The sequence below is a fragment of the Bacillus altitudinis genome, assembly GCF_001191605.1.
Taxonomy (GTDB): Bacteria; Bacillota; Bacilli; order Bacillales; family Bacillaceae; genus Bacillus; species Bacillus altitudinis.
Genome location: NZ_CP009108.1, coordinates 3,643,890 through 3,670,000, shown reverse-complemented (window position 1 = coordinate 3,670,000; position 26,111 = coordinate 3,643,890). Strand labels below are relative to the sequence as shown.

Sequence of the window (26,111 nt, the reverse complement as noted above, 5' to 3'; positions counted from 1 at the left end):
GAGAGAAAGAATAGCAGGTGTATAGTCAAAACATTCATTGCGTTTAACAGTTAAAATGAAGAAATATCTATATCATTAAAGTATAAAAATTGAAAGGCTGCTGATATTTTTAAAGGATTTACTCGTTTTTAAAGAGAATATAGAGAAGAGAAATACAGCTGTTAATCGCTGAATTGAAGCTATTTTGACTGGTAACATAAACATCATCTGTTAAAAGAAATACGTCATGAAAAATGAAATAAAATTTTTTTAATATAGCCTTTACAAATGAGTAAAACCTGTATATAATAATCTTTGTCGGATCGAGAGATTCCTACATAGTGGAGGATTAGCTCAGCTGGGAGAGCATCTGCCTTACAAGCAGAGGGTCGGCGGTTCGAGCCCGTCATCCTCCACCATATTTATTCTTACATAATGTTAGGATAGATAAAGCCGGTGTAGCTCAACTGGTAGAGCAACTGACTTGTAATCAGTAGGTTGGGGGTTCAAGTCCTCTTGCCGGCACCACTTTCATATGGTAAGATAGACAAGTCGCTTTAAAAGCGAGCCATTAGCTCAGTTGGTAGAGCATCTGACTTTTAATCAGAGGGTCGAAGGTTCGAGTCCTTCATGGCTCACCATTTTCATGCGGGTGTGGCGGAATTGGCAGACGCGCTAGACTTAGGATCTAGTGTCTTTATGACGTGGGGGTTCAAGTCCCTTCACCCGCATTGCCAAACAACATAAAGAAATCCTGTAATGCGGAAGTAGTTCAGTGGTAGAACACCACCTTGCCAAGGTGGGGGTCGCGGGTTCGAATCCCGTCTTCCGCTTATACCATCCACGCCGGGGTGGTGGAATTGGCAGACACACAGGACTTAAAATCCTGCGGTAGGTGACTACCGTGCCGGTTCAAGTCCGGCCCTCGGCATTATAAAATAAGCGCCCGTAGCTCAATTGGATAGAGCGTTTGACTACGGATCAAAAGGTTAGGGGTTCGACTCCTCTCGGGCGCGCCATTAAGATCGGGAAGTAGCTCAGCTTGGTAGAGCACTTGGTTTGGGACCAAGGGGTCGCAGGTTCGAATCCTGTCTTCCCGACCATCTTTATGGGGCCTTAGCTCAGCTGGGAGAGCGCCTGCCTTGCACGCAGGAGGTCAGCGGTTCGATCCCGCTAGGCTCCACTTTTTAAAAGATTATTTTATATCATGGCGGTGTAGCTCAGCTGGCTAGAGCGTACGGTTCATACCCGTGAGGTCGGGGGTTCGATCCCCTCCGCCGCTATAAAGGACCTTTAGCTCAGTTGGTTAGAGCAGACGGCTCATAACCGTCCGGTCGTAGGTTCGAGTCCTACAAGGTCCACCATCTATACGGAGGAATACCCAAGTCCGGCTGAAGGGATCGGTCTTGAAAACCGACAGGGGTGTCAAAGCCCGCGGGGGTTCGAATCCCTCTTCCTCCGCCATATTTTTAAAAAATGATATCATCGCGGGGTGGAGCAGTTCGGTAGCTCGTCGGGCTCATAACCCGAAGGTCGCAGGTTCAAATCCTGCCCCCGCAACCAAATTTTTTCTCTATTGGTCCGGTAGTTCAGTTGGTTAGAATGCCTGCCTGTCACGCAGGAGGTCGCGGGTTCGAGTCCCGTCCGGACCGCCATTTTAAATGAATACATGGCTCGGTAGCTCAGTTGGTAGAGCAACGGACTGAAAATCCGTGTGTCGGCGGTTCGATTCCGTCCCGAGCCACTTTTACAAATAAATATTAGTATGGCGGTTGTGGCGAAGTGGTTAACGCACCAGATTGTGGCTCTGGCACTCGTGGGTTCGATTCCCATCAATCGCCCCATACATATTTTTGCGGGTGTAGTTTAGTGGTAAAACCTCAGCCTTCCAAGCTGATGTCGTGGGTTCGATTCCCATCACCCGCTCCATTTGCATATCGTTCATGGGCCTGTAGCTCAGCTGGTTAGAGCGCACGCCTGATAAGCGTGAGGTCGGTGGTTCGAGTCCACTCAGGCCCACCATGACTTTCCGCAGTAGCTCAGTGGTAGAGCTATCGGCTGTTAACCGATCGGTCGTAGGTTCGAATCCTACCTGCGGAGCCAAATGGAGAAGTACTCAAGTGGCTGAAGAGGCGCCCCTGCTAAGGGTGTAGGTCGCGCAAGCGGCGCGAGGGTTCAAATCCCTCCTTCTCCGCCATTTTTCTGGCCCGTTGGTCAAGCGGTTAAGACACCGCCCTTTCACGGCGGTAACACGGGTTCGAATCCCGTACGGGTCATTTTTTAAAGAGGTCTAATAAAGACCTCTTTTTTATTTTCCGCAAAACGAAAGACCGCCATCATAGCGGTCTTTTCTTACATATTCATGGAATAGATCGTATAAGACAAGTATGTCGCAAAGAATCCCCATAAAACATAAGGAATCAATAAAATTGGGACAACATTGCTTAGTTTACGTGAGACGATGACAAGCGCGAGTGCTGTCAGTGCTACAAGCAGGCAGTCGATCGTAGCTGCAAATAAATCTTTTTGTGTAAATTGAAAAAAGCTAAAGGCTTGATTGAATACATAATTTAGAAGAAAAAGAATCCAAAATGGTAATGTGATTTTTTGAAAACCATACTTTGCATAAATGATGGCGGCAGATAACGAAATGAGGGCGAATAAGACAGCCCAGACCGCACCGATGACACCACCACTAGGTGTCCATTCAGGTTTATTTAGTGCGTCATACCATTCTCTGTCGATAGGGAACAGGAACCCTGCAATAGAAAATAATGCGTATGTAATAAAGAAGACGATAACCGCCCAAATGATACTTTTTTTAGCCATCCAGAAATCTCCTCCCAATCAATTCACTCTTCAACTTATTTCCCAATTATTACATGATATAAACATCAAGCCCCCAATATGTGGGGACTAATGATTTTTTTTAGTATAAGGTTCTTCTTCGTACGGCTTCAAGTCACCAAACACCGTCATGACACCTTCTTCATCTAATGCTTCTTCATAAGCTTCGTGTGCTTTATTTGGATAGACCTTGCTTGCTTTACCTTCAATATCAGCAGCTGCAAATCCTTCGTAGTCTTCCACATAATCTTCATCTTCTGACTGTGTATACACATCATCGTAAGTCAATGGAGGAAATTCCATATCGGATGGGGTATCAGAGTTTCCATAGCGTTCTACATCTTGGTAGGCATCTTCGCCATCATATGCAGCACTTTCTTCATTTTCAAATTGCCCTGAGGGCGGACTTAATAAGTCCTCTTCAATGGGACGGTTTTGTGAAACAGTCTGTTCTTTGGAATGCTCTGTGCATGTGACAGCGGTGGGAAGGGCTTCTAAGCGCTCTTTAGGAATAGGGGCTTTACACACTTTACACAAACCATAAGAGCCGTCTGCCATTGCTTGGAGTGCTTCATTGATATCGGACAGGTGCTCATGTTCCAAACTGTTTAAGGCAATGTCTTTTCCGCGTTCGAATAGTTCTGTTCCTTGGTCGCCAGGGTGGTTATCATAGGCTGACAGTTCGCCCACTGAATCATAAGGAAATGATACTTTCTGTTCATCGTCATGGCTTTTGGCTTCAATTTCTTGTTTTTCATCGAGAAGTCGCTGCTTCAACTGATGTAATTCGTTTTTAGACAACAAAGCGATCACCCTTTCATATCAAACATATTGTTAGTATGAGCAAATTTTTATGTAAGACTTGTGCCAATTTGAAGCAATTCTTCAATAAAAAACGCCTGCGGCTGCAGGCGTTTCGTGTTATGCGAGATAGTATTGTAAGATCAATGCGATCGTTAACAGGAAACCAAAAAACGTATTGGTTTGTGCTGTCGACTTCATGGCATTCATTAATTCAATTGGTTTTTCTTTTTGCTTAAATTCTTTAATGGCTGTATAAGCTTTTGGCACACTGAGTAAGACAAGAAGACTCCAAAGACCCACGATATCCATAAAGATATAAACAAAAATGAGTACATATGAGATCACAAACATGGAAAGTAGGATGTTGACTGCCGCTTTACGTCCAGCTAGGATAGCAAGTGTCTTTCGTCCATTCTCTTTATCACCGTCTAAATCACGGATATTGTTCGACAGTAAGATGGCACCAACTAAAATAGAGATGGGTAATGAAATGAGCACAGCTTTTGATGTCAATGTTCCTGTTTGGATATAGAAACTAATTAAAATGATGCCTAGTCCCATAAAAGCACCTGATACAAGTTCTCCAAATGGTGTATAAGCAATTGGTACAGGACCGCCGGTATAAAAATAGCCTGCTGCCATACAAATTAGTCCTATGAGTGCAATCCACCAGCTAGACATCATGCAAATATAGATCCCAAGTAATAAAGAAAGCGCGAATAAGGCATAAGCGAGGCCTAAAACTGTTTTTGGTTTTACACCGTTTCTCACGATCGCTCCGCCGATACCGACAGATTTCTCATTGTCCAATCCGCGAACATAATCAAAGTACTCATTAAACATGTTCGTTGCAATTTGGATAAACATCGATGCAAATAGCATAGCTAAAAATAGCCCAACATGTATTTGACCACTCGGAAGTGCTAGGACAGTTCCTAAAGTAACGGGAATAAATGCCGCTGTTAATGTATGCGGTCGTAGTAAATTCCACCAAATCCGCCAGTTCTTATCAGGCTTTATTGGTGAAAGCTGATCTGATATCGATTGATGCTGCATAAAATATACTCCTTTAAATAAAAAAATACGTACACGTCCAAATTCCAGTTTAGCAAAGTTCAAAAAGGTGTCAATATATTGATGCGATGAAACAAGAAAAAGATGTTTGCTAATCGTTCCCATATAGAGAGAAAGCTTGATCTTCGAACAGGTCTTACCATTTTTTAAGAGATGTTCTCATTTCAATAAGCGGGAGCGAAAAAATCTTGAAAGCGTGATATAATAAGGATTCGAGGTTTTAAAAGCTGTTTTCTTTACTAAGTTCATCTGTTAAGGTTTATAATAGAAAAGCAGGTCATTCGACATACTCGAATGTTCATGTATTTTTTACATGATGGTTTTATTTTTATATGTTATTTCATGGATTTTGGAGGAATGTATCATGGTGACAACAGTGCAAAGTACTTTCCGGCAGGAAGCGCTTGCGACATTAGAAGAAGCGAATAACGTCAACCATGCTGTTTTGATAAGCTACTCCAGAAGAGTTGACGATCTGGATCCTCTTGCCTTTTTCCAAAGCGGCGAAGCGGATTTTTTAGGCGAGCGGTTTTTTTGGTCTGATCCAGAAAGCCAAATGATATTTTCTGGACTTGGCAGAGCGGCCGTGATTAAATCATCAGAGCAAGGCAAAGAACGATTCAATATCGTCCATCAAGAATGGGAGCAGCTGAAACAGCATATGTTCCATTTTCATGATGAGAAGGAGTTAAAGCAAGCGGCAGTTGGTCCGCTTTTATTTGGAGGATTTTCATTTGATCCATATGAAGAGAAGGCGCGTCACTGGGAAGCATTTGGCGAGGCTCATTTTTTTGTGCCATCGATGATGCTGACTGTTTCAAAAGAGGGCACGTTTCTAACGATCAATGAATGGAACGAGGTGGACGGGAATGTTCATCAGCTCATTCAAGAGTTAGAACAGAAAGCTTCTAATTTTGATGCATTGCCTGTCAGAAATCATGGACAAGCTGAGCTTGTTCATATGGAAGAGTTAGATGTCCAGGAATGGATGAAAGCAATCCATGAAGCGACAGAACACATTCGTGTGAACGAATATGAAAAGGTTGTTTTAGCAAGAGAAGTCTTGCTTCACTATAAAAATCAAATTGAACTCGCTCCACTATTAGCAGAATTACTAAAACATCAAACAACGAGTTATGTATTTGCTATAGAGCAGGGAAGACAAGCGTTTGTCGGGGCGACGCCTGAACGTTTAGTGAAAAAAAGCGGTGGTGAAGTCTTTTCATCTTGTTTGGCAGGTTCTATTGTACGTGGTCAAGATGAAGTAGAAGATCAGGCACTAGGTGAGGAACTGCTTCATGATGAAAAAAATTTGATTGAACATCAAATTGTCGTGAATATGATTGAGCAGGCATTTGAAGCAAACTGCCATCATGTGCATAAGCCAAATCAACCAAGTCTTTATAAAACGAAAAACATTCAGCATTTATTTACACCCATTGTGGGAGAAATCAAAAGCAGCTGTTCACTCTTTTCATTAATTGAACAGCTTCATCCAACACCAGCGCTTGGAGGATATCCTAAGGAAAAAGCGGTAGAGGTGATTCGTGAAATCGAACCGTTGAAACGCGGTTGGTATGCGGCGCCAGTGGGATGGATTGATTCTAAGGACAATGGAGAATTTGCTGTCGCCATTCGATCAGGTCTTATTGAGGAAGACCAAGTTCGTTTGTTTGCTGGATGTGGAATTGTAGAGGATTCCCTTGCAAAACAAGAGTATGAAGAAACGCAAGTGAAATTAAGACCAATGCTGTCTGCTCTTGGAGGTCGTCCTATTGAATAATCAAATCATGACAAGATATATTGGCAGATTAATGGATGAATTTGTGCAAAGTGGTGTGAAGGAGGCAGTTGTTTGTCCTGGCTCCCGTTCAACACCGCTTGCGATGCTCGCTCTTGCTCATCAAGAAATCAATGTCCATGTGTTAGTGGATGAACGGTCTGCTGCTTTTTATGCACTGGGTCTTGCGAAAGCGAGCCAAACACCAGTACTGCTCATTTGTACGTCAGGTACGGCAGCAGCTAACTTTTATCCAGCTGTTGTCGAGGCACATTATTCCCGGGTACCACTGATTGTTTTAACTGCTGATCGGCCGCACGAATTGAGGGAGGTTGGGGCACCTCAAGCGATTGATCAGCAATTCTTATTCGGTAAGTTTGTTAAATGGTTCACAGACTTAGCCTTGCCAGAAGAAAGCCAAACGATGCTGCGGTATGTCCAAACTGCTGCTGCTAGGGCAAGTCATGTGTCTATGCAGGAGCCAAAGGGACCAGTTCAAGTGAATGTGCCGCTGAGAGAACCATTGCTACCTGACTTGTCTATTGATCCTTTTGATAGAGAAGAAGGAGTTGCGAACAAAGTTTTAGCAGCAGGTCAAGCTCGTCCGGATGATCGGGTTATGTCAGAATTAGTGTCTATCATGAACAAAGCGGCAAAAGGAATCATTGTTGCTGGTGAACTTCACTCGGCGGAAGAGCAGGCGTCAGTGTTACGTCTTGCAAAAGCTTTGCATCTGCCAATTTTAGCTGACCCGCTTTCTCTTTTGCGAAATGGACATGAAAGTGAAGAATACATTATAGATGCATACGATTCTTTGTTAAAAGATGAGGCATTGCAGCAGCATCTCTTGCCTGAAATGGTCATTCGTTTTGGACCGATGCCTGTGTCTAAGCCTTTATTTAAGTGGCTGGAAAAGCATGCGGAAGTGAAGCAGATTGTCGTCGATGCTGCAGGTGGTTATCGAGATCCTGGTTTAAGCGCATCATACATGATTGAAAGTCATGCAGCCTCTTTTGTAGAAGAAGTCTTGATGAGAGCGGAAAAGCGTCAGGATACATCTTATTTACGACGCTGGCAGAGTGTCAATTCTTCTTTTAGAATGCATGCAAATCAATACAATGATGAGGACCTGACATTTGAGGGAAATGTGTATCGTCAGCTGCAGCACCTTTTGCCAAAAGAGAGTGTGCTCTTTATCGGAAATAGTATGCCTATTCGAGATGTCGATACCTTTTTTGAAACGCAGTCAAAACCGTTTCGGATGATGGCGAATCGCGGAGCAAATGGTATTGATGGTGTTGTGTCCACAGCTCTTGGAACATATGCAGCCTTGAAACAACCCATCACTTTAGTCATCGGCGATTTGTCTTTTTACCATGATATGAACGGTCTTCTTGCAGCTAAGCTAATGGACATTCCGCTCACGGTTGTGTTGTTAAACAATGATGGAGGAGGAATCTTTTCTTTCCTTCCGCAGGCATCCGATGAACCGTATTATGAAAAGCTCTTTGGTACGCCGACTGGGTTGAATTTTGAGTATGCATCAAAGCTATATGGGGGAACCTATTCGAAGCCGACAACGAAAGAAGAGTTAAAAGATGTGTACTTGGCGCATATCCAAGAACCAGGGCTTCATTTAATTGAGATTGAAACTGACCGGCATTCTCGGGTGGGCAAACATCGCCAAATGATGGACGAGATATTGAGGGAAGTGAAAAAAGAATGCCTTCACTCATAATACGAATGCACGATGGTGTGGCGTATGAGGTGATAGACCATAACCCATCTGCTGAAAATGCCACGTTATGTTTACATGGCTTTACAGGGAGTGCAGCTTCTTGGGCTTTTTTGAATACTTATACAGAAAAACATACGAGATTGATTCAGGTCAGCTTGCTTGGACATGGCCGCACAGACTCACCAAAGAGTATAAGAAGATATGCAATGTCCCAGCAGCTGGCAGATCTTGTTGAGATTTTAGATCAATTAAAGCTTCACAAAGTGAATATTCTCGGATATTCTATGGGAGGGCGTATTGCTTTATCATTTGCCTCCCGTTATCCAGAACGTGTAGACAAGTTGATTCTTGAGAGTACATCTCCAGGGCTGAACTCTTTTAAAGAGCGGATGGCGAGGCTGAATCATGATCATCAGCTAGCTCAAAAGATCAGACATGAAGGATTAGCGCAGTTTGTGGATTTTTGGGAGAACATTCCGCTGTTTGCTTCGCAGAAATCCTTGCCAGCGGACAGGCTAACGCAACTGAGAGAGGGAAGGCTAAAAGCCGATCCTAACGGGCTGGCTCGCAGCTTAGAAGGTATAGGAACGGGCTCACAGCCGTCTATGTGGGAAGCATTAAAGCAGATAAAACAGCCTGTTTTACTCATTTGCGGAACACTTGATAAAAAGTTCTGTGACATCGCCAAACGTATGCAGCAGGAGCTTGAATACAGTCAATTCACAGTAGTAGAGCATGCCGGGCATACAGTTCATGTGGAACAACCACATTTTTTTGGTAAAATAGTAAGTGAGTTTATTTTATCGCAAGATTAGAGGAGGAAATATTGATGGCTATTGAATGGCAAACTGAGCGTCAGTATGACGAAATTTTATATGAAACATATAATGGGATTGCAAAAATCACCATTAACCGTCCGCATGTACATAATGCATTTACACCAAAGACTGTAAGTGAATTAATTGATGCATTCTCACGTGCTCGCGACAATTCAGATGTTGGTGTCATTGTCCTTGCAGGTGCTGGAGGAAAAGCATTCTGTTCAGGTGGAGACCAAAAAGTACGCGGTCATGGCGGCTATGTAGGAGACGATCAAATTCCACGTCTAAACGTCCTAGACTTACAGCGTTTAATTCGTGTCATTCCAAAACCAGTTATTGCGATGGTTGCGGGCTATGCGATTGGCGGCGGGCATGTGCTTCATGTCGTGTGTGACCTTACCATTGCAGCAGACAATGCGATTTTTGGACAAACAGGACCAAAAGTGGGCAGCTTTGATGCTGGTTATGGATCTGGCTATCTTGCACGTATTGTGGGTCATAAGAAAGCAAGAGAAATCTGGTACTTATGCCGTCAATACAATGCACAAGAAGCGCTTGATATGGGACTTGTCAACACAGTTGTACCATTAGAGCAGCTGGAAGAAGAAACAGTGAAGTGGTGTGAGGACATGCTAGAAAAGAGCCCGACTGCTTTACGATTCTTGAAAGCTGCATTTAATGCTGACACAGATGGATTAGCTGGTATTCAGCAATTTGCAGGAGATGCGACCCTTCTTTATTACACAACAGATGAAGCAAAAGAAGGACGCGATTCCTTTAAGGAAAAACGGAAGCCAGACTTCGGTCAGTTCCCTCGTTTCCCTTGATTCAATGATATGGATGAAAACAGCTTAGTGCATCAGACTGAGCTGTTTTCTTTTATGAAAAGGAGGTGTCATGATGAAGCAACCGAATTGGCTGCTGCACCGTGCGTATTTAACGCCAGACCGGGTCGCACTCATTTATCAAGACAAAGAGTGGACATTTCGTGATTTAGCGAATGATGTAGACAAACTTGCGAATCGACTGACACGTGCATCTTTTAAAAAAGGGGATACGGTTGCGATTTTAATGAACAACCATCCTCACATGGTCATGCTTGTTCACGCTTGTTTTTTATTAGGCTTCAAGATTGTGTTATTGAACAATAAGTTAACAAAAGCAGAGAGACGTTTTCAGCTGGAAGATGCGAAAGTCATGGCTTTATTAACAGAGCCTGCATATGCAAATGAGCATCATGGTGATTTACCTGTTTATACAATAGAGACTTTACCTGATGCAGATCATGATATGGAAAAGAAGGTCGTACATGATATTGATTTAAATGAGACGGCGACGATTATGTATACATCTGGAACGACAGGACGCCCTAAAGGGGTGGAGCAAACGTTTGGCAATCATTTTCATAGTGCTGTTTCCTCGGCATTGAACTTAGGGATCAGGGAGGACGACCGCTGGCTCATTGCCTTGCCTCTTTTTCATATAAGCGGTTTATCCGCTATATTTAAATCTGTCATATACGGTATGACTGTCGTGCTTCATCAAAAGTTTGATGTAGGTGAAGTCAAGGATGCTATTGAACAGCATCGAGTGACGATGTTGTCAGTTGTTCAAACCATGCTGTCCCGTTTATTAAGTGGACTTGAAGAATGTCCGTCATCTTTGCGCTGCCTGCTGTTAGGCGGAGGCCCTGCGCCTTATGCGATGCTTCAAGAGAGTAAGGAGAAAGGATTTCCTGTGTTTCAATCGTACGGTATGACGGAGACCTGCTCACAAATTGTGACACTTGCGCCCGAATTTAGTGTGGAAAAGCTTGGATCAGCGGGAAAGCCCCTTTTTGGGTGTGAATTAAAGATTCAAGATGAGAACCGTCCGTGTCGTCCTTTTGAGCATGGTGAAATCATGGTAAAAGGTGCAAATGTCATGAAAGGCTACCTTTATCGTCAAGAGGCAACAGCTGCTGCATTTGAGCAGGGCTGGCTGAAAACGGGTGATATTGGCTATGTAGATGAGGACGGATTCTTATTTGTGCTTGATCGGCGGTCAGACTTAATTATTTCTGGCGGAGAGAATATTTATCCAGCAGAAATTGAAGCAGTTCTTTTAACACATCCAAATGTAAAGGAAGCCGGAGTGACGGGTATATATGATGAAAAATGGGGAGAGGTACCTGCTGCCTTCCTTGTGACAGATGAGCAGATTCCGGAGAATGAGCTCTATGCTTTATGTCAGTCGCAATTAGCCAAGTATAAATGGCCCGCCGCTTTTCACTTTGTGGATGAGCTGCCAAGGAATGCGTCGAATAAATTGCAGAGGCACAGACTCAAATCAAAGGGGTTTTTAGATGATTCAAATTGAACGTGTGATCTTATATCATGTCACGATGAAACTCAAACAGCCGTTTACAACGAGCCTTGGGACCATTTCAGAGCGTGAGTTTATTATTGTCGAGGTCAAAGATCAAACAGGATTAACTGGATGGGGAGAGGTATCTGCCTTCTCTTCTCCGTGGTATACAGAAGAAACCATCGAGACCTGCTATCACATGCTGAGGGCTTTCTTTATCCCGAACGTGCTGACTCGATCTTTTACACATCCTTCGGACATACCAGACAGCTTGTACCATTTTAAAGGCAATAGAATGGCCAAAGCGGGAATTGAGGCAGCTGTGTGGGATATTTATGCGAAGCGAGAAAATAAGTCCTTACGTGACGTCTTAGGCGGTACTAGAGATAGAATTCCATCTGGTGTCGTTGCAGGGTTAGGACCAATAGATGATATGATTCAGCAAATCGAGCAATTTGTTGATCAAGGCTATCAGCGTGTGAAAGTGAAGATTAAGCCGGGACAAGATATTGGACTTCTACAAAAGATAAGAGAGTCTTTCCCTCACCTTCCGTTAATGGCGGATGCAAACTCTGCTTATGAATTAAAAGATATTAGCAAACTGAAGCAGCTCGACGATGTTCGTTTATTAATGATTGAACAGCCTTTAGCCGCAGATGACATTGTCGATCATCGGCATTTGCAAAAGCATTTAAAAACACCAATCTGTTTGGATGAAAGTATTTGTTCTTTAGATGATGCGAGAAAAGCTGTAGAACTTGGAAGCTGTCAGATTATTAATGTGAAGCCTTCACGAGTTGGAGGGCTGACTGAAGCACTTAAAATTCATGCGTTCTGCAAGGAGCAGCAGATTCCGTTATGGTGCGGTGGAATGATTGAAACAGGCATTTCTCGCGCGCAAAACGTGGCACTTGCATCACTTCCGCAATTTACGATTCCTGGGGATATTTCAGCATCGTCGAAATATTGGGAGCAGGATATCATTTTTCCTGAAATTAAAGTTGAAAATGGGTTTATTGAAGTACCTCGTTCTCCAGGTATGGGTGTAGAAGTTGATTATCAAGCGCTTCGTTCTTTCTCAGATAAAATTGATGTGTTTACAAAACATGATTTTGTGAAATGAAAACGAATGAATCGCCATTTGCACCATCCATAGAACCACTGTATAGTTGAGGAAAGTTTTTCCTTCCTGTCTGAACAAAAAGAAAGAGCGGTCATCCGCTCTTTCTTACTCTTCTACAAGCCCGCTGTCGTAAGCAAGCTGACCAATATACTGAAGCATGTCATTGGGCATGTCGGAAACATGTCCGTATTCATAATCCCAAAGATTTAAAAAGGAGTGAGCTGCTTGATAAAATGCAGCCTCGTCCGCGTCCTGAATTTCTTCAAGAAACGTTTGAGCAAGCCGATCGTTTTTCAAAGCGAAGCGCCTCCTTTAATGAGACTTAAAGGTCTTGAGGTTTAAACGTTTTACAGTCAGTTTCTTCACTTTTCTCAGCCGTATTTCCTGTATGGCTGACGACATAAATTGCATCTGCACCACAACGATTTCCAGTATTCCAGTAGGAACAGTTGTTTACTTCACAAAGGATTTTTTGACTCATACAGATGACCTCCTTTTGAGTATGTCTTTCATCTATAATGTAACCGAAGCACTGGTCGTTCATTCATGTTAATCTTCCTGACGAATATAACGCTTATCTTTCATAAACAATTTCCAGAAGAAGTAGAACCCAGGGAATAGGATGATAAACCCTACAATATACGTAATAAATAATGCCCTAAATGTGACGGGATCTGTAAACCCAGACATAATGGTGATATCAGGATAGGCCATATAGGGCAAATGCGCATGTCCATACACATAGCTTGCTAAGAAATATTGAATTGTAATGGCGATAACCGCTAAACGTGGTCTCCCTTTCCGATGTTTAAAGCGGCTGTTTGGTAAAAATAGAGCCAAACCTGCAAGCAAAAACATGAGTAGAGAAACAAGCAGGATCGGGATGTTCTGCATCATTTTTGTGAACAGCCAATTGGCCTCACTTCTCAGTGTGAGCATGATAAAGAAAGCCATCATGAGAGAAAGCGGACCTGTAATCAGTGCTCCTCTTCTATAAATGTTATAAGCCTCATCTTCGTTTGCAACATTAGAAAAATCAGCTAAAAGCAAAGATGAGAGGAAAAGGGTACTGAAAATCGCAAAACCTACGAAAGAATAGACATTTGCGCTTGTAAAGACCAATCCTAAATCTAATGAGTAGACATTATTCTCCTGAAAGATGAATCCACCATGTGTAATGGGGAGAACCATGATGAGGATGGACGGAATAATAAAGCCGCTAATTCCTGAAATATATGTCACGGCTTTTCTATATTTTTTAGGCAGTGAATGAGAGAAGACGAGAAATCCGCTTCGCAGTGCAAGAAGCAACAAAATAATGCTGCCGGGTATTAATAGAACAGTGCCTAGCACAAATGTTGCACCTGGAAACAGGCTAAACAAGGCAACGACGATGGCTACAATGAACACGTTAGTTACTTCCCAAGTTGGAGAAAGATACTTATTTGCGATATTTGCGGCCTTTGTCTGCTCTTTGTTCATGTAAATCATTGACCAAAATCCTGCACCGAAATCCATTGATGCCATCACTGCATAGATAAACACGAATCCCCATAAGATGGTGATTGCAATGAGTGCATCAGTTGTTACATCCATTTGCATCAAGATCGCTCCCTTTTTAAGATTCTGTTAAACGTAAGTCTTCTTCAATTGAATGTTTTCTAAAGTAGTACGTCAGTACAATCACAGTTGCGATGCCTAAAATGAGATAGACAATGGCAAAAAGGATGAAAAGTGTACCGATAGATCCTGATGATGTAACGACTTCAGAGGTTTTGAGCATTCGATAAATCACCCATGGCTGACGGCCTGTACAGGCAAAGATCCAGCCAAATTCAATCGCCAAGAGACTAAGGGGCCCGCCAAATAAATAAAGGACAAGGAGCCATTTTGGATAATGGTCGCGTTTTAAAATTTTGCGGTAAAACAGTGCTAACACAGCAAAGAAAATGAGCAATGAGCCGATAATGACCATTCCGTTAAATAATGTGTGAATAAATAAAGGCGGCCACTCGTCTCTAGGAAAATCATTTAACCCTTTAACCACAGTATCAAAGCTATTTCCTGCAAGAAAACTAAGCGCCCAAGGGATTTCGATTGCTCCTTTGATTTCTTGCGTATTGGCATCAGTAAAACCGCCAATAGCCAGAGGCGCATGTGATTGCGTTTCAAATAAACCTTCAGCACCCGCTAATTTTTCAGGCTGATATTCATACAGAAGCTGAGCTGATTCGTGACCGTTTAAGGCTGTGAGAAAAGAGAAAAGTCCACCAACAATCAGTCCAAGAAAAAGGGCTTTTCGATGAAAGGTATAGAGCTTTTCGTTTTTTCTTGTTTTCAACATTTTAAATGCAGCGACAGAAGCAATGACAAAAGCGCCTGTTGTAAAAGCAGACAGTACTACATGTGTAGCAGTGACAACAAAACTTGGATTAAAAAAGGCCTTCCAAGGTTCGATATTCGTTATTTCTCCATTGACCATTTGAAAGCCAGCGGGTGTTCCTTCAAAAGCATGTACGTTTGTAATGAGAATCGCTGAAGCTGCTGCACCAATGACAACGAAAATAACGGTAATGATGCGCATGGCTGGTGATAAACGATCTGCTGCGTACACATAAATAGACATAAATAATGCTTCAATAAAGAAAGCATAAATTTCTATTTGAAATGGCAGTGACATGACTTTTCCGATGACCTCCATAAAACCAGGCCATAGAAGGGCAAGCTGCGTACCAGCAATGGTACCGGTTGGAATGGCGACCCCTAACAGAACAGCCTGCGCTTTTGTCCATCGTTTGGCCATGATGGCATAATGCGGGTCCTTCGTTTTTTGAAAGATGAGTTCAGCTAACAAAATCATTAGCGGGATGCCTACGCCAAGCGAGGCATAAATAATATGGAAGCCCATTGTTGTGCCGAACAGACTTCTAGCTAAAACGAGATCAGTCAATTTTTTCTCCGCCTTTCTTATCGCATCTCTTTTGATGGTGTTTATTATTCTCCACCATTTTTAGATTATTCTTCCTGATTAAGAAAGCTTGTTTTTTGACAAGTTGTAAAAGAGGGAGTAGAATATAATTATAAAACGTAATCGTTACGTTTTAATGATGAAGGGAGTTTTGACATTGAAAAGAGATATTCATCCAACCTCACATGAAGTTGTATTTATGGACGTAAACAGCGGTTACCGCTTCTTAAGTAGATCAACAAAGACATCACATGAGACCGTAGAGTGGGAAGATGGGAAGACTTATCCTGTCATTAAAGTAGAGACAAGCTCTGATACGCATCCATTTTATACAGGACGCCAGAAATTCGGAGAAAAAGGCGGCAGAGCGGAGCAGTTTAAGAAAAAATACCAAATGTAGACAAAGAAACACACCTGATCATGGTGTGTTTTTTTGTGCAGTAAAAAACCCCGGCTGATCGCACGGGGTTCATGAATTCATTCAACATTTAAAGCTGTTTTTAATGTGTTTAAATTTTGTTTCATTAAGCTGACATAGCTTTCGCCATTTTTAGCATCATCTTCTGTAATGGATTCTAGATTTTTCAGTGTAAGGCTTTTTGCTCCAATTTCACTGCGAATCGTATCTGATACTTTACTGCTGACGTTATTTTCAAAAATGACATACTTGATGTGATGCTTTTCTGCCTGTTGTACGATATTTTCAAGCTGTTTTTGGGAAGGCTCTTCAGAAGCAGAGAGTCCTAGTACACTGATTTGCTCAATGCCATAGCGTTTTTCCCAGTAGCCGTATGCTGCGTGAGAAACAAGAATTTCTTTATGTTTTGCTTTAGATAACGTTGTTTTGAATTCCTGATCTAACGATTGTAATTCTTTTTTTAGTGATTCATAGTTTTTTGTGTATTCGTCTTTATGATCTGGATCTAGTGAAACGAGTGTGTCTTTAATGTTTTTTGCCATTTGTTGTGCATAAACAGGGTCTAGCCATGCATGGGGATCTTTATCTCCGTGGTCGTGTCCATCATGGTCATGATCTTCACCTTCATGATCGTGATCATGGTCCTCACCTTCTTCATGAGCATGTTCTTCTTGTGTTGATAATAGCTTGATGCCTTCGGCTGCTTTCACTGTTTTCACGCCTTGGTCTTTTAACGTAGAAGCCGTTTTATCAGCAAATGCTTCAGCACCTGTTCCGCTGTAAATAAAGGCATCTCCTTCAGCCATTTCAACCATCGTTTTTGAACTTGGTTCAAAGCTGTGTGCATCTGCATTGGCAGGATAGACACTTTGAGCGTTCACGTGAGAGCCGCCAATTTTTTCAGTGAAATCTTGAATAGGGAAGATCGTCGTGTAAATGGTTAATTTCCCGTCTGCTTTTCCTTTTGAAGCATTTGTCCCCGCACTGCTTGAGCAAGCGGCAAGACCGACCGCTAATAAAGCAGCTGTTAAAATAAAAAAGATTTTTTTCATCTAAGAATGTCTCCTCTCAACCTATTAGATAGAAATGATTACGATTTAATGTCCTGAGTTATTGTATCGTAATAATTACGATTTGAAAAGAGGAAATTAAAAAATTTTCATCAGAAGATGTTTCCTCTAAAAAAATAGACGTCAAAACGTGACGAAATTTAAAACATTGTGCTATATTTATTTTTAAAAAAAGAAAAAGGAATGGACAAACTTATGAAACTTTTAGACGAAATCATCGAGTACAATCAACAATTTTGCGAAGAGAAGCGATATGAAGAGTTTACAACAACGAAGTTTCCACAGAAAAAAGCTGTCATTCTATCATGTATGGATACAAGACTTGTTGAACTGCTTCCGCGCGCCATGAACATGAAAAATGGCGATATTAAAATTGTCAAAAGTGCTGGTGCTCTTGTTTCTCACCCATTTGGAAGTATTATGCGAAGCATTTTAGTGGCTGTTTATGAATTGAATGCTGACGAGGTTTACGTCATTGGGCATCACGATTGTGGTATGAGTAAAATAGACAGCCAAACCCTCTTAAATAAAGCCGTTGAGCGCGGTATTCCCGAAAAACGAATTGAAGTACTGGAATACTCAGGGATCGATTTTCAACAGTGGCTCAAAAGCTTTAGCTCAGTTGAAGATAGCGTGAAGGACAGTGTGTCTGTCGTTAAAAATCATCCGCTTCTTCCATCTGATGTGCCTGTACATGGTCTAGTGATTGATCCTGGGACAGGTAAGCTTGACTTAGTTGTCAACGGTTATGAAGAAAAGTAAGTTATTTTTCCTTTTTAGGTGGGACTGGATCCATGCCTCCAGGATGCAGCGGGTGACATTTTAAAATTCGCTTAATCGTGAGCCATCCGCCTTTTAAAGCGCCGTGCGTTTTGATCGCCTCTAGCCCGTAGTTTGAGCAAGTGGGGTAAAACCTGCAGCTCGGCGGTGTTAGAGGGGAAATGCATTTTTGATAAAAGCGAATGATGCCGATAAAAATTTGTTTCATAGAGGTTCCTCCTTGTCTGTCTTTTCACAGTATAAGAAAAAAGGACAAGGAAGGGAAGTTTTATAAACTAAACTGGTCGGAACAATATGTTATAATATAGGAAATTGCAATTATAGGAGTGGTGATTAATGCCTTCAGTTGAAAGCTTTGAACTTGACCATAATGCTGTAAAAGCACCTTACGTTCGTCATTGCGGCGTTCATAAAGTGGGATCAGATGGGGAAGTGAACAAATTTGATATCCGTTTTTGTCAGCCGAACAAGCAGGCAATGAAACCTGATACGATTCATACATTAGAGCATTTACTTGCGTTTAATATTAGAACACACTCAGAGAAATATGATCATTTTGATATCATTGATATTTCTCCAATGGGTTGCCAGACTGGCTACTATTTAGTTGTCAGCGGTGCACCGACACCAAGAGAGATCGTTGAACTGCTTGATGCAACATTCAAAGATGCAGTGGAGGTAACAGAAATTCCTGCTGCAAATGAAGAGCAGTGCGGTCAAGCGAAGCTTCATGATCTTGAAGGAGCAAAACGTTTAATGCGTTTCTGGCTGTCTCAGGACCAAGAAGAGCTATTAAAAGTATTTGGATAATTAGCAAGATGATGATGAACCGGACATATTGAATGTCCGGTTTTTTATATGAAATGAAACGAGAGCTGATAAAATAGGGGATATTTGTTAAAATGGACATGTCAGTAAAAAAGGGGGATACACGAATGCGGAAAATGGTAGGAATCATTTTGATGCTCGCATTACTTAGTGCATGTGGAAACTCGGCAGCGAGCAATGACAAGGGAGAAGTGCCTGAGCTATTAGAAGTCAAACTAACAGGGCCGGAGCAAGTGGAGAAAAATGAAAACGTTATCGTAAAAGCAGCTGTCACATATGGTGATACGCCTGTTGATGATGCAGATGATGTTGAATTTGAAGTGTGGAAAGATGGCGACAAGGATAACAGCAAGATGATTCAGCCAAAGAAAAAGGAGAAAGGTGTATATGAATTGCATACAGCTTTCAAACAAGATGGCCTTTATATCATACAAGTCCATGTGACAGCTAAACAGCAGCATAATATGCCGAAGACAAACATCCATGTAGGTGATGTGAAAAAAGAGAGTTCATCTACTGAAGAAGAAGATACCTCACATCATTGAAAGCGGTTTTATTTTGGGTTAGGACGTTGGTTTGGTTCAGCATCCTGTGGTGAATCGACTTTATGCTTGTAATCATAAGCCTTTGATGTCGTCCACAGTGATAAAAAGACAACGATTGAGATAATGATAAAGCTGATAATCCCAAGTAACAGCATCTAACTCCCTCCTTATTTCCATATTAACATATATTTCATGCGGTCAAAATAGAAGAAAATGATGGCAGGTTTCAGTATAATAAAAAAAGGGTAATCCCATACTAAACGCAACTACATAAGGAGGAATCAACATGTCTGAAAAATTATTAAACGTCGTCAATAAACAAGTAGCAGATTGGACTGTGCTTTACGTAAAATTACATAACTATCACTGGTATGTAAAGGGAAAAGATTTCTTTACACTCCATGAAAAATTCGAGGAATTATATACAGAAACAGCCACTTATATCGATGATTTGGCTGAGCGTATGCTCGCATTAAATGGACAACCTGTTGCGACAATGAAAGAGTGCTTAGAAATTTCTAGCATTCAAGAAGCGGAAGGCAATGAATCAGCCGAGCAAATGGTGAAAAATCTGTATGATGATTTCTCTAATATTGCAGAAGAACTTAAGCGAGGCATGGAGCTGGCTGCAGAAGTTGGCGATGAAACAACAGGTGATATGCTGCTTGCGATTCATCAATCCATTGAAAAACACAACTGGATGCTCAAAGCATACTTAGGATAAGCGAATGTGAAAGGAATGTCGATCATTAAACAGATCGGCATTCTTTTTTTGTGGATTTGTGACAGACAGCCCATTGAATTGATGGGGCTTTCAGCCGAAGAGAAAAGGGAAGGGAGGGGAGAAGATGTCCTCAATTGCAGGAATGATGAGCCAGCAAGTGGCGAGTATTCAAAAAACACTTAATATCAGTTTATTGAATTCACAGCTTGCCACGAACACAGCCCAAGCTATGGTGATGCTCGATCAAGTGCAGCAGCAGCCTCAAGCTGTTCAGCCCAAAGATTCAGATGCTACGTTTATTGATGTCAGAGTTTAACCAAGAAAGCCGCCGTCACAGGCGGCTCTTTTTATGCGCTTCACGAATTTTTTGAACAGCTAACCATGCCTTTATTTTTTGTCGTCCAAGCTATTCATCAAATGCGGCATATACTATTGAGATAAGAAGTTCCACTATGAAAGGATGTTGATGCCAAGTGAGCAAGGATTTAGGCATCTTTTCGTTGTTTACAGTCAGTTTGTCGGCAATGGGCTTTCTGTTTGGTGGAGCAGGATATTTACTCATGATATTAGTGACACTCATGGCTATAGAATTAATTTGTTCAAGCCTAAGAGAATCTGTGACTGGACAACTTACGATGAAGCGTTTTTTGACCAGGCTTGTTCGAAAGGTTGTGACGATTTCTTTAATATCCATGGCACACTTCTTCGATGTCATGCTGAAGACTGGGGGGACAATTAAGGATTTAGCGCTCATCTTTTATATTATTTATGAATCGTACCAGATTGTCTCAACAGCCAGAGCTCTCGGAATTCCTATTCCACAGTTGTTTATTGATGTGTTAGACATGATTAAAAATAAATTGCGCAAAAAGCCGTAATTTCTTCATATCTGGTCATACTAAAGGAAAAAGGATGAATCAGATGGCGAGACACACATACTATGTATCCGTTCAAGACGGATCAATCTCACAGCACAGAGACGCGGCTGCTTGGCAATTTCAGATAGAAGCAGATGATGACCAAATCTTGCAGTTAAGAGAGTATTTTGATGAACAGTATATGACAGATTGGAAAGGTTTCTTTCGGGCGCATGTTCCATTTCTTGAATATCATTATGATAGTCCAAACGACGAAATGGACAGGAAAAGAAAAGAGATTTACTCGATGATTCATGATCTCGGTAACGAAGAGACAAAGAACTTTATTGAGACCAATGGACTGATGAATTGAAAAAGCATGTAGACAAACCCTCGCATCCTTTGTCAGGTGCTCATGAATGTCAAATTCGCTCTGCGCCAGTACTCGTCCTTCCTAGACTGCAAAGGTTTTCTATCACGCTGAAAAGAAGACAAAAGGCTAAAAGAAAGTTCATTTTAGCCTTTTGTCAACGATCTGAAAGTATGTAGAGACATTCTACATGCTTTTATTTTCGAGGCTGTAAGATACCCCCGATTAGATCACTGATTCCGCCTCTATTTTCCTGCTGTGAGTTGGTGATTTCGTGTGAGGTACTCTGACTCTGGGGTTTGTACCGGTTATCATCTATCCCGACCCGCATTCCAGATGTTCGTTCGGATGGCTGGATAATCACAATTTGGTCCTGTTCATGAAATTCAAACAAGTAGGATTCGCCCGATGTTTGTCCAATGAACGTTTTCCAGTTCACATCTAATTTGACTTTCGGTGCTTTGCCCGTCCAAGCGACAATAGCGTCAGGATCTACACGGCAAGGTGCTTTTAAAATCAGCGGGTTTCCATTTGTTTTGATGGCAACCTGCGCCCCGTGACCTTGATACGAGAGCTTTGAAGTAAATAGCCCTTTCTGTGATAAGATCCCAACGCCTACTGGTGTCACGCCATAGTGACATTCTTCAGTAAAGGCAAGTAAATCTTCACTTTCCACGCTAACATGTTGCCAAGGACCGTTCGGCTCAAGATTGATGACGGTCACATGCTCGCTAGAATCAGCCAAGTAGCAAGTGCCTTGTCCACTCACTTCCATCATCTCAAGGTTTTCACCTGTTAATTTTCTGCTAATATGATTAAATACTTGGCTGACCACATTTCCTTTATTCGTCCCAAGTAATCGTTTACGGTATTGAAATGTACCTTGATCGGCAATCATAGCGCCTTTTTTAGCAAAAAAGATCCCGTTGCCTTCTGCTTGTAAGGTCAGTTCTTCGATCGTGTTGAAATGAAATCCCATTTGTGCCAGCTCCTTTTCTTTGTCAAGATGTGAATCCGTAGATGCGGCATAGGTCGTTTAAATCAAGGGTCGTACCTTGTCCGGTTGCGGTGATTTTCCATTCGTTCTCAACTCTCGTTAGTTCAGCACAAATGATGGATGTACAAAATGAATAATCCTCTGTTAATTGAAAGGTACAAATCTCCTGTTGTGTGATTTGATCTGAAAGGCGCAAGTAGGCATTGGTCACCTGTCCAAAATGATGTGCCCGCTCGTGTGCATCATGTATCGTGGCTGTTACGACGATTTTCTGAATATCGGGTGAGACTCTGCTCAGTTGCATAATAATGATCTCATTGTCCCGATGGCCTCCGCCGACCTGATGATCACCTAGATGGCGAACAGCTCCATCTAAGCTTTGCTGCTGATGATAATAGATCAGGTGTTTTGGAGACAGAAGCTTGTCCTCTTCATTTAAGAGAAACACTTGCGTATCTAAATCAATTGGCTGACCACATAAGTCCCAGCCAAGTCCGATATGAATTTGATCTACATTTGGATTGTCTTTTGTTAAATCTAACTTTTGTCCTTTCATGAGGTGTTTCTTCACTGTCTCAAGAGAAGCGTCTTCTTTCTCATGTTGCCTCATTGGCCATGCTTTGTTATTTTCTTGTTTTGATCCATTTGTGATGCTCATGCTGGTTTCCTCCTCGTCTGTGTAGGACAAACACTTATTAATTTACGTCATCATGGGCAAAAGGTTTCATGATTAAAATGGGATGAGGATGGAGATGATAAAAAGGTTTTAGCAAGAATACTTATTTTACATACAGACGAGATAGAAGTACTCGTTTGTTTCACTTTTCATAAAAATTCTTCAGAGAAATGTGATCTGTGGTATGATGTTTTACAAGAAGCAAGGACAGGATATGAGGGATTTCACATGCATGTATTTAAAGACTATTATCATAATACGGTCAAGCTCTCTTTTGAAGAGCAGCCTTTTTCAAGTCATCCTAAGCATGTTTGGGCTATTTGCCGCTATCAAGGAAAATGGCTACTTACTGAACATGAGGATCGAGGCTACGAGTTTCCAGGAGGGAAAGTAGAGCCAAATGAAGAAGCAGATCAAGCCGCTATACGAGAGATTCACGAAGAGACGGGTGCTGTTGTTCGTGAATTAACGTATATTGGTCAATATCAGGTGCTTGGCAGAGAGAAAATCATTGTCAAAAATATTTATTTCGCTGATATTGAAAGGCTCGTCAAGCAGGACACGTATTTTGAAACGAAAGGACCCGTTCTTTTCGCAGACTTACCAAGATCCATCGCAAAAAATAAAAATTTCAGTTTTATTATGAAAGATGATGTCTTGAGACAAAGTCTTGCTTATTTAGAAAAGAACGGTTTGATTCGTTAAAAAAAGCGTAGGGACATGACCCTGCGCTTTTTATTTTTGCAGAAAACGGCGTTCCAGCCATTCAACAAGCTGATACATGATGGTGGCGAAGACGGCGATAATGAAAAGACTTAAGAACACGAGTGTAAAGTTGAAGACTTGAAAGCCATAGATGATCATATAGCCGAGTCCTTTTGAGGAAACAAGGAATTCTCCCACAATGACCCCAACCCAAGAAAGACCAACATTGACCTTAATGGCAGAGATCATCGTTGGAATACTTGCTGGCAAAATGACCTCACGGAAGACCGTTCTTTTTTTTGCGCCAAAGGTTTTCATGACTTTTAAATAATTCTCATCGACTTCTTGAAAGGCTGTATAAATGACGATGGTGGTAATGATCACACTGATAATGGCACCCATCGCGACAATGCTGATCATGCCTGGTCCAAGGGCAACAATTAAAATGGGGGCGAGAGCGACTTTCGGCATCGCATTTAAAATAACCAAATAAGGATCAAGTACATTTGCAAGACGGGTGGACCACCATAAGGCGGCGGCTAATAAAATGCCGCAAAAAGTACCAAGTAGAAAGCCGAGCACTGTTTCAAATAGTGTAATGCTCATATGATTGATTAATGAACCATCTGATAATTTTTGTACAAACAATTGGCAGACGGCAGATGGTGAACTGAAAATGAGCGGGTCAATCAGTCTGAAATGGCTCGCAAGCTCCCAAAGCGAAAAGAAACTGGCGAAAATGATCAACTGGTAGACTCGCGTCATGCGTTTTTCCATTCGAACTTTTTTTCGATAGGCTTCATGTAAAAGGTCACTGTGTTTCAACTGTCTTCAGCTCCTTCCAAATCGTTTGAAAGAGCTCTTGGAAACTTGCTGTCTGTCTCGCTTCAAAAGGAGAGAGCGTCCTCAGATCATCTGGAACGGTAAACATTCGCTGGATAGAGCCTGGATGCTTTGAGAATAAGAAAATGCGATCACTCATCGCAATGGCTTCGCCGATGTCATGTGTGACAAGAACAGCCGTTTTTTGGTAGTTTTTTAATGTGTGAAAGACGAGGTCTTCTAATGTCAGTTTCGTCTGGTAATCTAGTGCTGAAAATGGCTCATCTAGCAGAAGCAGTCCGGGATCAACTGCAAGCGTTCGGGCGAGAGCCGCACGCTGCCTCATCCCGCCTGACAGCTCCTTCGGGTATTTATCTTCGACATCATTGAGTCCAAGCTTTGGCAGTAAGCTAAGGGCAGCTGAGGTGGCTTCATGTGAATCTTGTTTTGCAATTTTTAATCCGAGAATGACATTTTCCTTGATCGTTTTCCATGGGAACAAATAATCTTGCTGGAGCATATAACCGATTTGATGCTCCTGTTGATTCGGTTCTTTTCCTTCGATTAAAATTCGACCTTCAGAGGGTGGCGTAATGCCTGCGATGATGGACAGCAAGGTTGTTTTCCCGCAGCCGCTGGGACCAATAAATGAGATGAATTCACCTTGAGTGATCTCCATATTGATGTGCTTGATGGCCGTGGTTTTTTCTTTTAAAGAGAAGTACGTGTGGGTCACATGGTTAATTTGAAGGAAAGACATGTGCTACCTCCTGTTCTATTTGTGATCTGTGACCTTCTTGGCAATGGATGAATCGACAAGTTGTTTGTACGGGATAAATTCCGGCAGTTCACCACTTGCTTTCATGATTTCCTGTAATTTGTTCCATTCCTCTTCATTTAGAAGGGGATCTGTTGCATAGGAGTTCTGCTGTTTGTAGCGTTTGATAGCTGTTGATAAGACATCAAGGTCTGTATCAGGAAATTGAGATTGGATTGTCTTGGCAATCTCCTCTGGGCTCTTTGCTTTGACCCATTTTTGCGCTTTGTAAATGGCACGAGTAAAGGCTTCAGCTGTCTCTTTGTTTTCCTCTAAGTAACTCTTCTTTGCCATAAAGGTGGTATAAGGCACCTTGCCGGAAGCCTCACCAAAGGAGGCGGTAATGTACCCTTTGCCTTCTTTTTCAATTAAGGAAGCTGTCGGTTCGAATAACTGCACAAAATCGCCAGTTCCAGAGGAAAAAGCACCTGAAATGTTGGCAAAATCAATATTTTGAATCATGCGAAGATCCTGTTTCAAATCAATGCCTTCTTTTTTCAGGACATATTCACCGACCATTTGCGGCATGCCGCCTTTCCGTTGTCCGAGAAAGTCCTTTCCTTTCAATTGATCCCAAGAGAATTGATTGATTTTTTCCCTTGAAACAAGAAATGTACCGTCTGTTTGTGTCAGCTGTGCAAAGTTCATGACAGAGTCTTTCGTGTCTTGTGCTTCCACATAAATAGAAGATTCAGATCCGGTCAGAGCGATATCAGCGCCGCCGGATAAGAGAGCTGTCATTGTTTTATCGCCGCCCCAAGTGGTTTTTAATTCAACCTCTAAGCCTTCATCTTTGAAAAATCCTTCGGATAGGGCGACATAAAGCGGTGCATAAAAGACCGAATGGGTCACCTCGGCTACTTGTACGGTCTGCTCTTGGTCTTTTTTACAGGCGACAAATGGAATAAAGAGCAGGACAACGAATATGAATGCCAGTCTGACTTTAATGGAACGATTCAAGAGTAATTCGCCTCCTTTGTTCTAGATCACTAATTAAAGTATGTCAAAAGGGATTTTTGGTG

Annotated in this window: 30 protein-coding genes and 21 tRNA genes; 36 read left to right on the top strand and 15 right to left on the bottom strand. The window is 42.0% G+C overall.

Features of this window, described 5'->3' with window-relative positions; translation table 11 throughout:
• The first annotated feature begins 322 nt into the window (after positions 1–322).
• The 21 genes from ID12_RS18615 (at position 323) to ID12_RS18515 (ending at position 2,255) form a co-directional block, all read left to right on the top strand.
• Positions 323–398: transfer RNA gene (locus ID12_RS18615), tRNA-Val, on the top strand.
• Positions 399–431: 33 nt separating this feature from the next.
• Positions 432–507, top strand: a tRNA-Thr gene (locus tag ID12_RS18610).
• Between the two features lie 37 nt (positions 508–544).
• Positions 545–620, top strand: a tRNA-Lys gene (locus ID12_RS18605).
• 7 nt (positions 621–627) lie between these two features.
• Positions 628–710: transfer RNA gene (locus ID12_RS18600), tRNA-Leu, on the top strand.
• A gap of 30 nt (positions 711–740) precedes the next feature.
• Positions 741–812: transfer RNA gene (locus ID12_RS18595), tRNA-Gly, on the top strand.
• A gap of 12 nt (positions 813–824) precedes the next feature.
• Positions 825–910, top strand: a tRNA-Leu gene (locus ID12_RS18590).
• Positions 911–921: 11 nt separating this feature from the next.
• Positions 922–998, top strand: a tRNA-Arg gene (locus ID12_RS18585).
• A 7-nt stretch (positions 999–1,005) separates the two neighbouring features.
• Positions 1,006–1,082: transfer RNA gene (locus tag ID12_RS18580), tRNA-Pro, on the top strand.
• A gap of 7 nt (positions 1,083–1,089) precedes the next feature.
• Positions 1,090–1,162 (top strand) — tRNA-Ala (locus tag ID12_RS18575).
• Positions 1,163–1,188: 26 nt separating this feature from the next.
• A tRNA-Met gene (locus ID12_RS18570) sits at positions 1,189–1,262 on the top strand.
• 4 nt (positions 1,263–1,266) lie between these two features.
• Positions 1,267–1,343, top strand: a tRNA-Ile gene (locus ID12_RS18565).
• A gap of 7 nt (positions 1,344–1,350) precedes the next feature.
• Positions 1,351–1,443, top strand: a tRNA-Ser gene (locus ID12_RS18560).
• Positions 1,444–1,465: 22 nt separating this feature from the next.
• Positions 1,466–1,542: transfer RNA gene (locus tag ID12_RS18555), tRNA-Met, on the top strand.
• 15 nt (positions 1,543–1,557) lie between these two features.
• Positions 1,558–1,634: transfer RNA gene (locus tag ID12_RS18550), tRNA-Asp, on the top strand.
• 16 nt (positions 1,635–1,650) lie between these two features.
• Positions 1,651–1,723, top strand: a tRNA-Phe gene (locus ID12_RS18545).
• 24 nt (positions 1,724–1,747) lie between these two features.
• A tRNA-His gene (locus ID12_RS18540) sits at positions 1,748–1,823 on the top strand.
• An 11-nt stretch (positions 1,824–1,834) separates the two neighbouring features.
• Positions 1,835–1,908 (top strand) — tRNA-Gly (locus ID12_RS18535).
• A 16-nt stretch (positions 1,909–1,924) separates the two neighbouring features.
• A tRNA-Ile gene (locus tag ID12_RS18530) sits at positions 1,925–2,001 on the top strand.
• A gap of 6 nt (positions 2,002–2,007) precedes the next feature.
• Positions 2,008–2,082 (top strand) — tRNA-Asn (locus tag ID12_RS18525).
• 3 nt (positions 2,083–2,085) lie between these two features.
• A tRNA-Ser gene (locus ID12_RS18520) sits at positions 2,086–2,176 on the top strand.
• A 7-nt stretch (positions 2,177–2,183) separates the two neighbouring features.
• Positions 2,184–2,255 (top strand) — tRNA-Glu (locus tag ID12_RS18515).
• 76 nt (positions 2,256–2,331) lie between these two features.
• Here ID12_RS18515 and ID12_RS18510 read toward each other — a convergent pair.
• The 3 genes from ID12_RS18510 to ID12_RS18500 form a co-directional block, all read right to left on the bottom strand.
• On the bottom strand, positions 2,332–2,808 hold the full coding sequence (locus ID12_RS18510) for a TspO/MBR family protein (RefSeq protein WP_008342900.1): 477 nt from the start codon (positions 2,806–2,808) through the stop codon (positions 2,332–2,334).
• A gap of 87 nt (positions 2,809–2,895) precedes the next feature.
• On the bottom strand, positions 2,896–3,630 hold the full coding sequence (locus tag ID12_RS18505; RefSeq protein ID WP_017367914.1) for a TraR/DksA C4-type zinc finger protein: 735 nt from the start codon (positions 3,628–3,630) through the stop codon (positions 2,896–2,898).
• Between the two features lie 117 nt (positions 3,631–3,747).
• Entirely contained in the window at positions 3,748–4,686 is a 939-nt protein-coding gene (locus ID12_RS18500; RefSeq protein ID WP_017358382.1) for a 1,4-dihydroxy-2-naphthoate polyprenyltransferase, read from the bottom strand.
• Between the two features lie 382 nt (positions 4,687–5,068).
• Between ID12_RS18500 and ID12_RS18495 the strand changes: the two genes are divergently transcribed.
• The 6 genes from ID12_RS18495 (at position 5,069) to menC (ending at position 12,512) form a co-directional block, all read left to right on the top strand.
• Positions 5,069–6,487, top strand: coding sequence for an isochorismate synthase (locus ID12_RS18495; protein WP_017358381.1), 1,419 nt, complete (start codon positions 5,069–5,071; stop codon positions 6,485–6,487).
• Entirely contained in the window at positions 6,480–8,222 is a 1,743-nt protein-coding gene (gene menD, locus ID12_RS18490; RefSeq protein ID WP_017367912.1) for a 2-succinyl-5-enolpyruvyl-6-hydroxy-3-cyclohexene-1-carboxylic-acid synthase, read from the top strand. The genes ID12_RS18495 and menD overlap by 8 nt, the downstream gene beginning before the upstream one ends.
• Positions 8,207–9,037, top strand: coding sequence for a 2-succinyl-6-hydroxy-2,4-cyclohexadiene-1-carboxylate synthase (menH, locus tag ID12_RS18485; RefSeq protein WP_050827622.1), 831 nt, complete (start codon positions 8,207–8,209; stop codon positions 9,035–9,037). The genes menD and menH overlap by 16 nt, the downstream gene beginning before the upstream one ends.
• 14 nt (positions 9,038–9,051) lie before the next feature.
• Positions 9,052–9,870, top strand: coding sequence for a 1,4-dihydroxy-2-naphthoyl-CoA synthase (gene menB, locus ID12_RS18480; protein WP_008342913.1), 819 nt, complete (start codon positions 9,052–9,054; stop codon positions 9,868–9,870).
• A gap of 70 nt (positions 9,871–9,940) precedes the next feature.
• Positions 9,941–11,401, top strand: a complete 1,461-nt coding sequence (locus tag ID12_RS18475; RefSeq protein WP_050827620.1) for an o-succinylbenzoate--CoA ligase — start codon at positions 9,941–9,943, stop codon at positions 11,399–11,401.
• On the top strand, positions 11,388–12,512 hold the full coding sequence (menC, locus tag ID12_RS18470; RefSeq protein WP_050827618.1) for an o-succinylbenzoate synthase: 1,125 nt from the start codon (positions 11,388–11,390) through the stop codon (positions 12,510–12,512). The genes ID12_RS18475 and menC overlap by 14 nt, the downstream gene beginning before the upstream one ends.
• Positions 12,513–12,617: 105 nt before the next feature.
• Here the strand turns inward: menC and ID12_RS18465 are convergent, their stop codons facing one another.
• The 4 genes from ID12_RS18465 to ID12_RS18455 form a co-directional block, all read right to left on the bottom strand.
• Positions 12,618–12,809: a hypothetical protein gene (locus tag ID12_RS18465; protein WP_050827616.1), complete on the bottom strand. Its 192-nt coding sequence runs from the start codon at positions 12,807–12,809 to the stop codon at positions 12,618–12,620.
• A 25-nt stretch (positions 12,810–12,834) separates the two neighbouring features.
• Positions 12,835–12,993 (bottom strand): DUF1540 domain-containing protein, encoded by a 159-nt coding sequence (locus ID12_RS19220; RefSeq protein WP_008342921.1) that lies wholly within the window; start codon positions 12,991–12,993, stop codon positions 12,835–12,837.
• Positions 12,994–13,061: 68 nt separating this feature from the next.
• Complete coding sequence (locus ID12_RS18460) at positions 13,062–14,108, bottom strand: cytochrome d ubiquinol oxidase subunit II (protein ID WP_169476099.1); 1,047 nt, start codon at positions 14,106–14,108, stop codon at positions 13,062–13,064.
• 22 nt (positions 14,109–14,130) lie between these two features.
• Positions 14,131–15,462: a cytochrome ubiquinol oxidase subunit I gene (locus ID12_RS18455; protein ID WP_017358375.1), complete on the bottom strand. Its 1,332-nt coding sequence runs from the start codon at positions 15,460–15,462 to the stop codon at positions 14,131–14,133.
• A 175-nt stretch (positions 15,463–15,637) separates the two neighbouring features.
• Between ID12_RS18455 and ID12_RS18450 the strand changes: the two genes are divergently transcribed.
• Entirely contained in the window at positions 15,638–15,880 is a 243-nt protein-coding gene (locus tag ID12_RS18450; RefSeq protein WP_017358374.1) for a type B 50S ribosomal protein L31, read from the top strand.
• 77 nt (positions 15,881–15,957) lie between these two features.
• Here ID12_RS18450 and ID12_RS18445 read toward each other — a convergent pair whose 3' ends face one another.
• Positions 15,958–16,950: a metal ABC transporter solute-binding protein, Zn/Mn family gene (locus ID12_RS18445; protein WP_025207846.1), complete on the bottom strand. Its 993-nt coding sequence runs from the start codon at positions 16,948–16,950 to the stop codon at positions 15,958–15,960.
• Positions 16,951–17,163: 213 nt separating this feature from the next.
• Here ID12_RS18445 and ID12_RS18440 point away from each other — a divergent pair, with 213 nt between their 5' ends.
• Entirely contained in the window at positions 17,164–17,730 is a 567-nt protein-coding gene (locus ID12_RS18440; protein WP_019743673.1) for a beta-class carbonic anhydrase, read from the top strand.
• A gap of 1 nt (position 17,731) precedes the next feature.
• On the opposite strand, the gene yidD is transcribed toward ID12_RS18440, so the two are convergent.
• Entirely contained in the window at positions 17,732–17,956 is a 225-nt protein-coding gene (gene yidD, locus ID12_RS18435) for a membrane protein insertion efficiency factor YidD (protein ID WP_008342933.1), read from the bottom strand.
• 128 nt (positions 17,957–18,084) lie between these two features.
• On the opposite strand from yidD, the gene ID12_RS18430 reads away from it, so the two are divergent.
• Both ID12_RS18430 and ID12_RS18425 read left to right on the top strand, forming a co-directional pair.
• Positions 18,085–18,558, top strand: coding sequence for an S-ribosylhomocysteine lyase (locus ID12_RS18430; protein ID WP_008342935.1), 474 nt, complete (start codon positions 18,085–18,087; stop codon positions 18,556–18,558).
• A 125-nt stretch (positions 18,559–18,683) separates the two neighbouring features.
• Complete coding sequence (locus tag ID12_RS18425; protein WP_008342936.1) at positions 18,684–19,121, top strand: FixH family protein; 438 nt, start codon at positions 18,684–18,686, stop codon at positions 19,119–19,121.
• A gap of 8 nt (positions 19,122–19,129) precedes the next feature.
• On the opposite strand, the gene ytzI is transcribed toward ID12_RS18425, so the two are convergent.
• Positions 19,130–19,276: a YtzI protein gene (ytzI, locus tag ID12_RS18420; protein ID WP_017358370.1), complete on the bottom strand. Its 147-nt coding sequence runs from the start codon at positions 19,274–19,276 to the stop codon at positions 19,130–19,132.
• 131 nt (positions 19,277–19,407) lie between these two features.
• On the opposite strand from ytzI, the gene ID12_RS18415 reads away from it, so the two are divergent.
• From ID12_RS18415 to ID12_RS18400, 4 genes are all read left to right on the top strand, one after another.
• Positions 19,408–19,845 (top strand): Dps family protein, encoded by a 438-nt coding sequence (locus ID12_RS18415; RefSeq protein ID WP_007501934.1) that lies wholly within the window; start codon positions 19,408–19,410, stop codon positions 19,843–19,845.
• A 124-nt stretch (positions 19,846–19,969) separates the two neighbouring features.
• Positions 19,970–20,161 (top strand): hypothetical protein, encoded by a 192-nt coding sequence (locus ID12_RS18410; RefSeq protein WP_008342942.1) that lies wholly within the window; start codon positions 19,970–19,972, stop codon positions 20,159–20,161.
• Positions 20,162–20,318: 157 nt separating this feature from the next.
• Entirely contained in the window at positions 20,319–20,723 is a 405-nt protein-coding gene (locus ID12_RS18405) for a phage holin family protein (protein WP_008342944.1), read from the top strand.
• Positions 20,724–20,766: 43 nt separating this feature from the next.
• Positions 20,767–21,075, top strand: coding sequence for a hypothetical protein (locus tag ID12_RS18400; RefSeq protein WP_008342945.1), 309 nt, complete (start codon positions 20,767–20,769; stop codon positions 21,073–21,075).
• Between the two features lie 193 nt (positions 21,076–21,268).
• Here the strand turns inward: ID12_RS18400 and ID12_RS18395 are convergent, their stop codons facing one another.
• Positions 21,269–22,051: an AIM24 family protein gene (locus tag ID12_RS18395; RefSeq protein ID WP_019743674.1), complete on the bottom strand. Its 783-nt coding sequence runs from the start codon at positions 22,049–22,051 to the stop codon at positions 21,269–21,271.
• A gap of 22 nt (positions 22,052–22,073) precedes the next feature.
• The gene (locus ID12_RS18390; RefSeq protein ID WP_050827614.1) at positions 22,074–22,727 is read right to left on the bottom strand and encodes a TerD family protein; all 654 of its coding nucleotides are present in this window, start codon (positions 22,725–22,727) and stop codon (positions 22,074–22,076) included.
• A 246-nt stretch (positions 22,728–22,973) separates the two neighbouring features.
• Here ID12_RS18390 and ytkD point away from each other — a divergent pair, with 246 nt between their 5' ends.
• Positions 22,974–23,450, top strand: a complete 477-nt coding sequence (ytkD, locus tag ID12_RS18385; protein WP_039964158.1) for an RNA deprotection pyrophosphohydrolase — start codon at positions 22,974–22,976, stop codon at positions 23,448–23,450.
• Positions 23,451–23,480: 30 nt separating this feature from the next.
• Here ytkD and ID12_RS18380 read toward each other — a convergent pair whose 3' ends face one another.
• Genes ID12_RS18380 through ID12_RS18370 form a run of 3 tightly spaced genes read right to left on the bottom strand, consistent with a single transcriptional unit; the run spans position 23,481 to position 26,049 of the window.
• Positions 23,481–24,227, bottom strand: coding sequence for an ABC transporter permease (locus tag ID12_RS18380; protein WP_370529235.1), 747 nt, complete (start codon positions 24,225–24,227; stop codon positions 23,481–23,483).
• A 34-nt stretch (positions 24,228–24,261) separates the two neighbouring features.
• Positions 24,262–25,032, bottom strand: coding sequence for an ABC transporter ATP-binding protein (locus ID12_RS18375; protein WP_050827612.1), 771 nt, complete (start codon positions 25,030–25,032; stop codon positions 24,262–24,264).
• A gap of 15 nt (positions 25,033–25,047) precedes the next feature.
• Entirely contained in the window at positions 25,048–26,049 is a 1,002-nt protein-coding gene (locus ID12_RS18370) for an ABC transporter substrate-binding protein (RefSeq protein WP_024719321.1), read from the bottom strand.
• Positions 26,050–26,111: the final 62 nt, after the last annotated feature.

Coding starts and splice junctions, on each gene's coding strand:
- ID12_RS18510 (WP_008342900.1), bottom strand. CDS start 2,808: ATGGCTAAAAAAAGTATCATTTGGGCGGTTATCGTCTTCTTTATTACA.
- ID12_RS18500 (WP_017358382.1), bottom strand. CDS start 4,686: ATGCAGCATCAATCGATATCAGATCAGCTTTCACCAATAAAGCCTGAT.
- ID12_RS18495 (WP_017358381.1), top strand. CDS start 5,069: ATGGTGACAACAGTGCAAAGTACTTTCCGGCAGGAAGCGCTTGCGACA.
- menH (WP_050827622.1), top strand. CDS start 8,207: ATGCCTTCACTCATAATACGAATGCACGATGGTGTGGCGTATGAGGTG.
- menB (WP_008342913.1), top strand. CDS start 9,052: ATGGCTATTGAATGGCAAACTGAGCGTCAGTATGACGAAATTTTATAT.
- ID12_RS18475 (WP_050827620.1), top strand. CDS start 9,941: ATGATGAAGCAACCGAATTGGCTGCTGCACCGTGCGTATTTAACGCCA.
- menC (WP_050827618.1), top strand. CDS start 11,388: ATGATTCAAATTGAACGTGTGATCTTATATCATGTCACGATGAAACTC.
- ID12_RS19220 (WP_008342921.1), bottom strand. CDS start 12,993: ATGAGTCAAAAAATCCTTTGTGAAGTAAACAACTGTTCCTACTGGAAT.
- ID12_RS18460 (WP_169476099.1), bottom strand. CDS start 14,108: ATGGATGTAACAACTGATGCACTCATTGCAATCACCATCTTATGGGGA.
- ID12_RS18445 (WP_025207846.1), bottom strand. CDS start 16,950: ATGAAAAAAATCTTTTTTATTTTAACAGCTGCTTTATTAGCGGTCGGT.
- ID12_RS18440 (WP_019743673.1), top strand. CDS start 17,164: ATGAAACTTTTAGACGAAATCATCGAGTACAATCAACAATTTTGCGAA.
- yidD (WP_008342933.1), bottom strand. CDS start 17,956: ATGAAACAAATTTTTATCGGCATCATTCGCTTTTATCAAAAATGCATT.
- ID12_RS18430 (WP_008342935.1), top strand. CDS start 18,085: ATGCCTTCAGTTGAAAGCTTTGAACTTGACCATAATGCTGTAAAAGCA.
- ID12_RS18425 (WP_008342936.1), top strand. CDS start 18,684: ATGCGGAAAATGGTAGGAATCATTTTGATGCTCGCATTACTTAGTGCA.
- ytzI (WP_017358370.1), bottom strand. CDS start 19,276: ATGCTGTTACTTGGGATTATCAGCTTTATCATTATCTCAATCGTTGTC.
- ID12_RS18415 (WP_007501934.1), top strand. CDS start 19,408: ATGTCTGAAAAATTATTAAACGTCGTCAATAAACAAGTAGCAGATTGG.
- ID12_RS18410 (WP_008342942.1), top strand. CDS start 19,970: ATGTCCTCAATTGCAGGAATGATGAGCCAGCAAGTGGCGAGTATTCAA.
- ID12_RS18400 (WP_008342945.1), top strand. CDS start 20,767: ATGGCGAGACACACATACTATGTATCCGTTCAAGACGGATCAATCTCA.
- ID12_RS18395 (WP_019743674.1), bottom strand. CDS start 22,051: ATGGGATTTCATTTCAACACGATCGAAGAACTGACCTTACAAGCAGAA.
- ID12_RS18390 (WP_050827614.1), bottom strand. CDS start 22,727: ATGAGCATCACAAATGGATCAAAACAAGAAAATAACAAAGCATGGCCA.
- ytkD (WP_039964158.1), top strand. CDS start 22,974: ATGCATGTATTTAAAGACTATTATCATAATACGGTCAAGCTCTCTTTT.
- ID12_RS18380 (WP_370529235.1), bottom strand. CDS start 24,227: ATGGAAAAACGCATGACGCGAGTCTACCAGTTGATCATTTTCGCCAGT.
- ID12_RS18375 (WP_050827612.1), bottom strand. CDS start 25,032: ATGTCTTTCCTTCAAATTAACCATGTGACCCACACGTACTTCTCTTTA.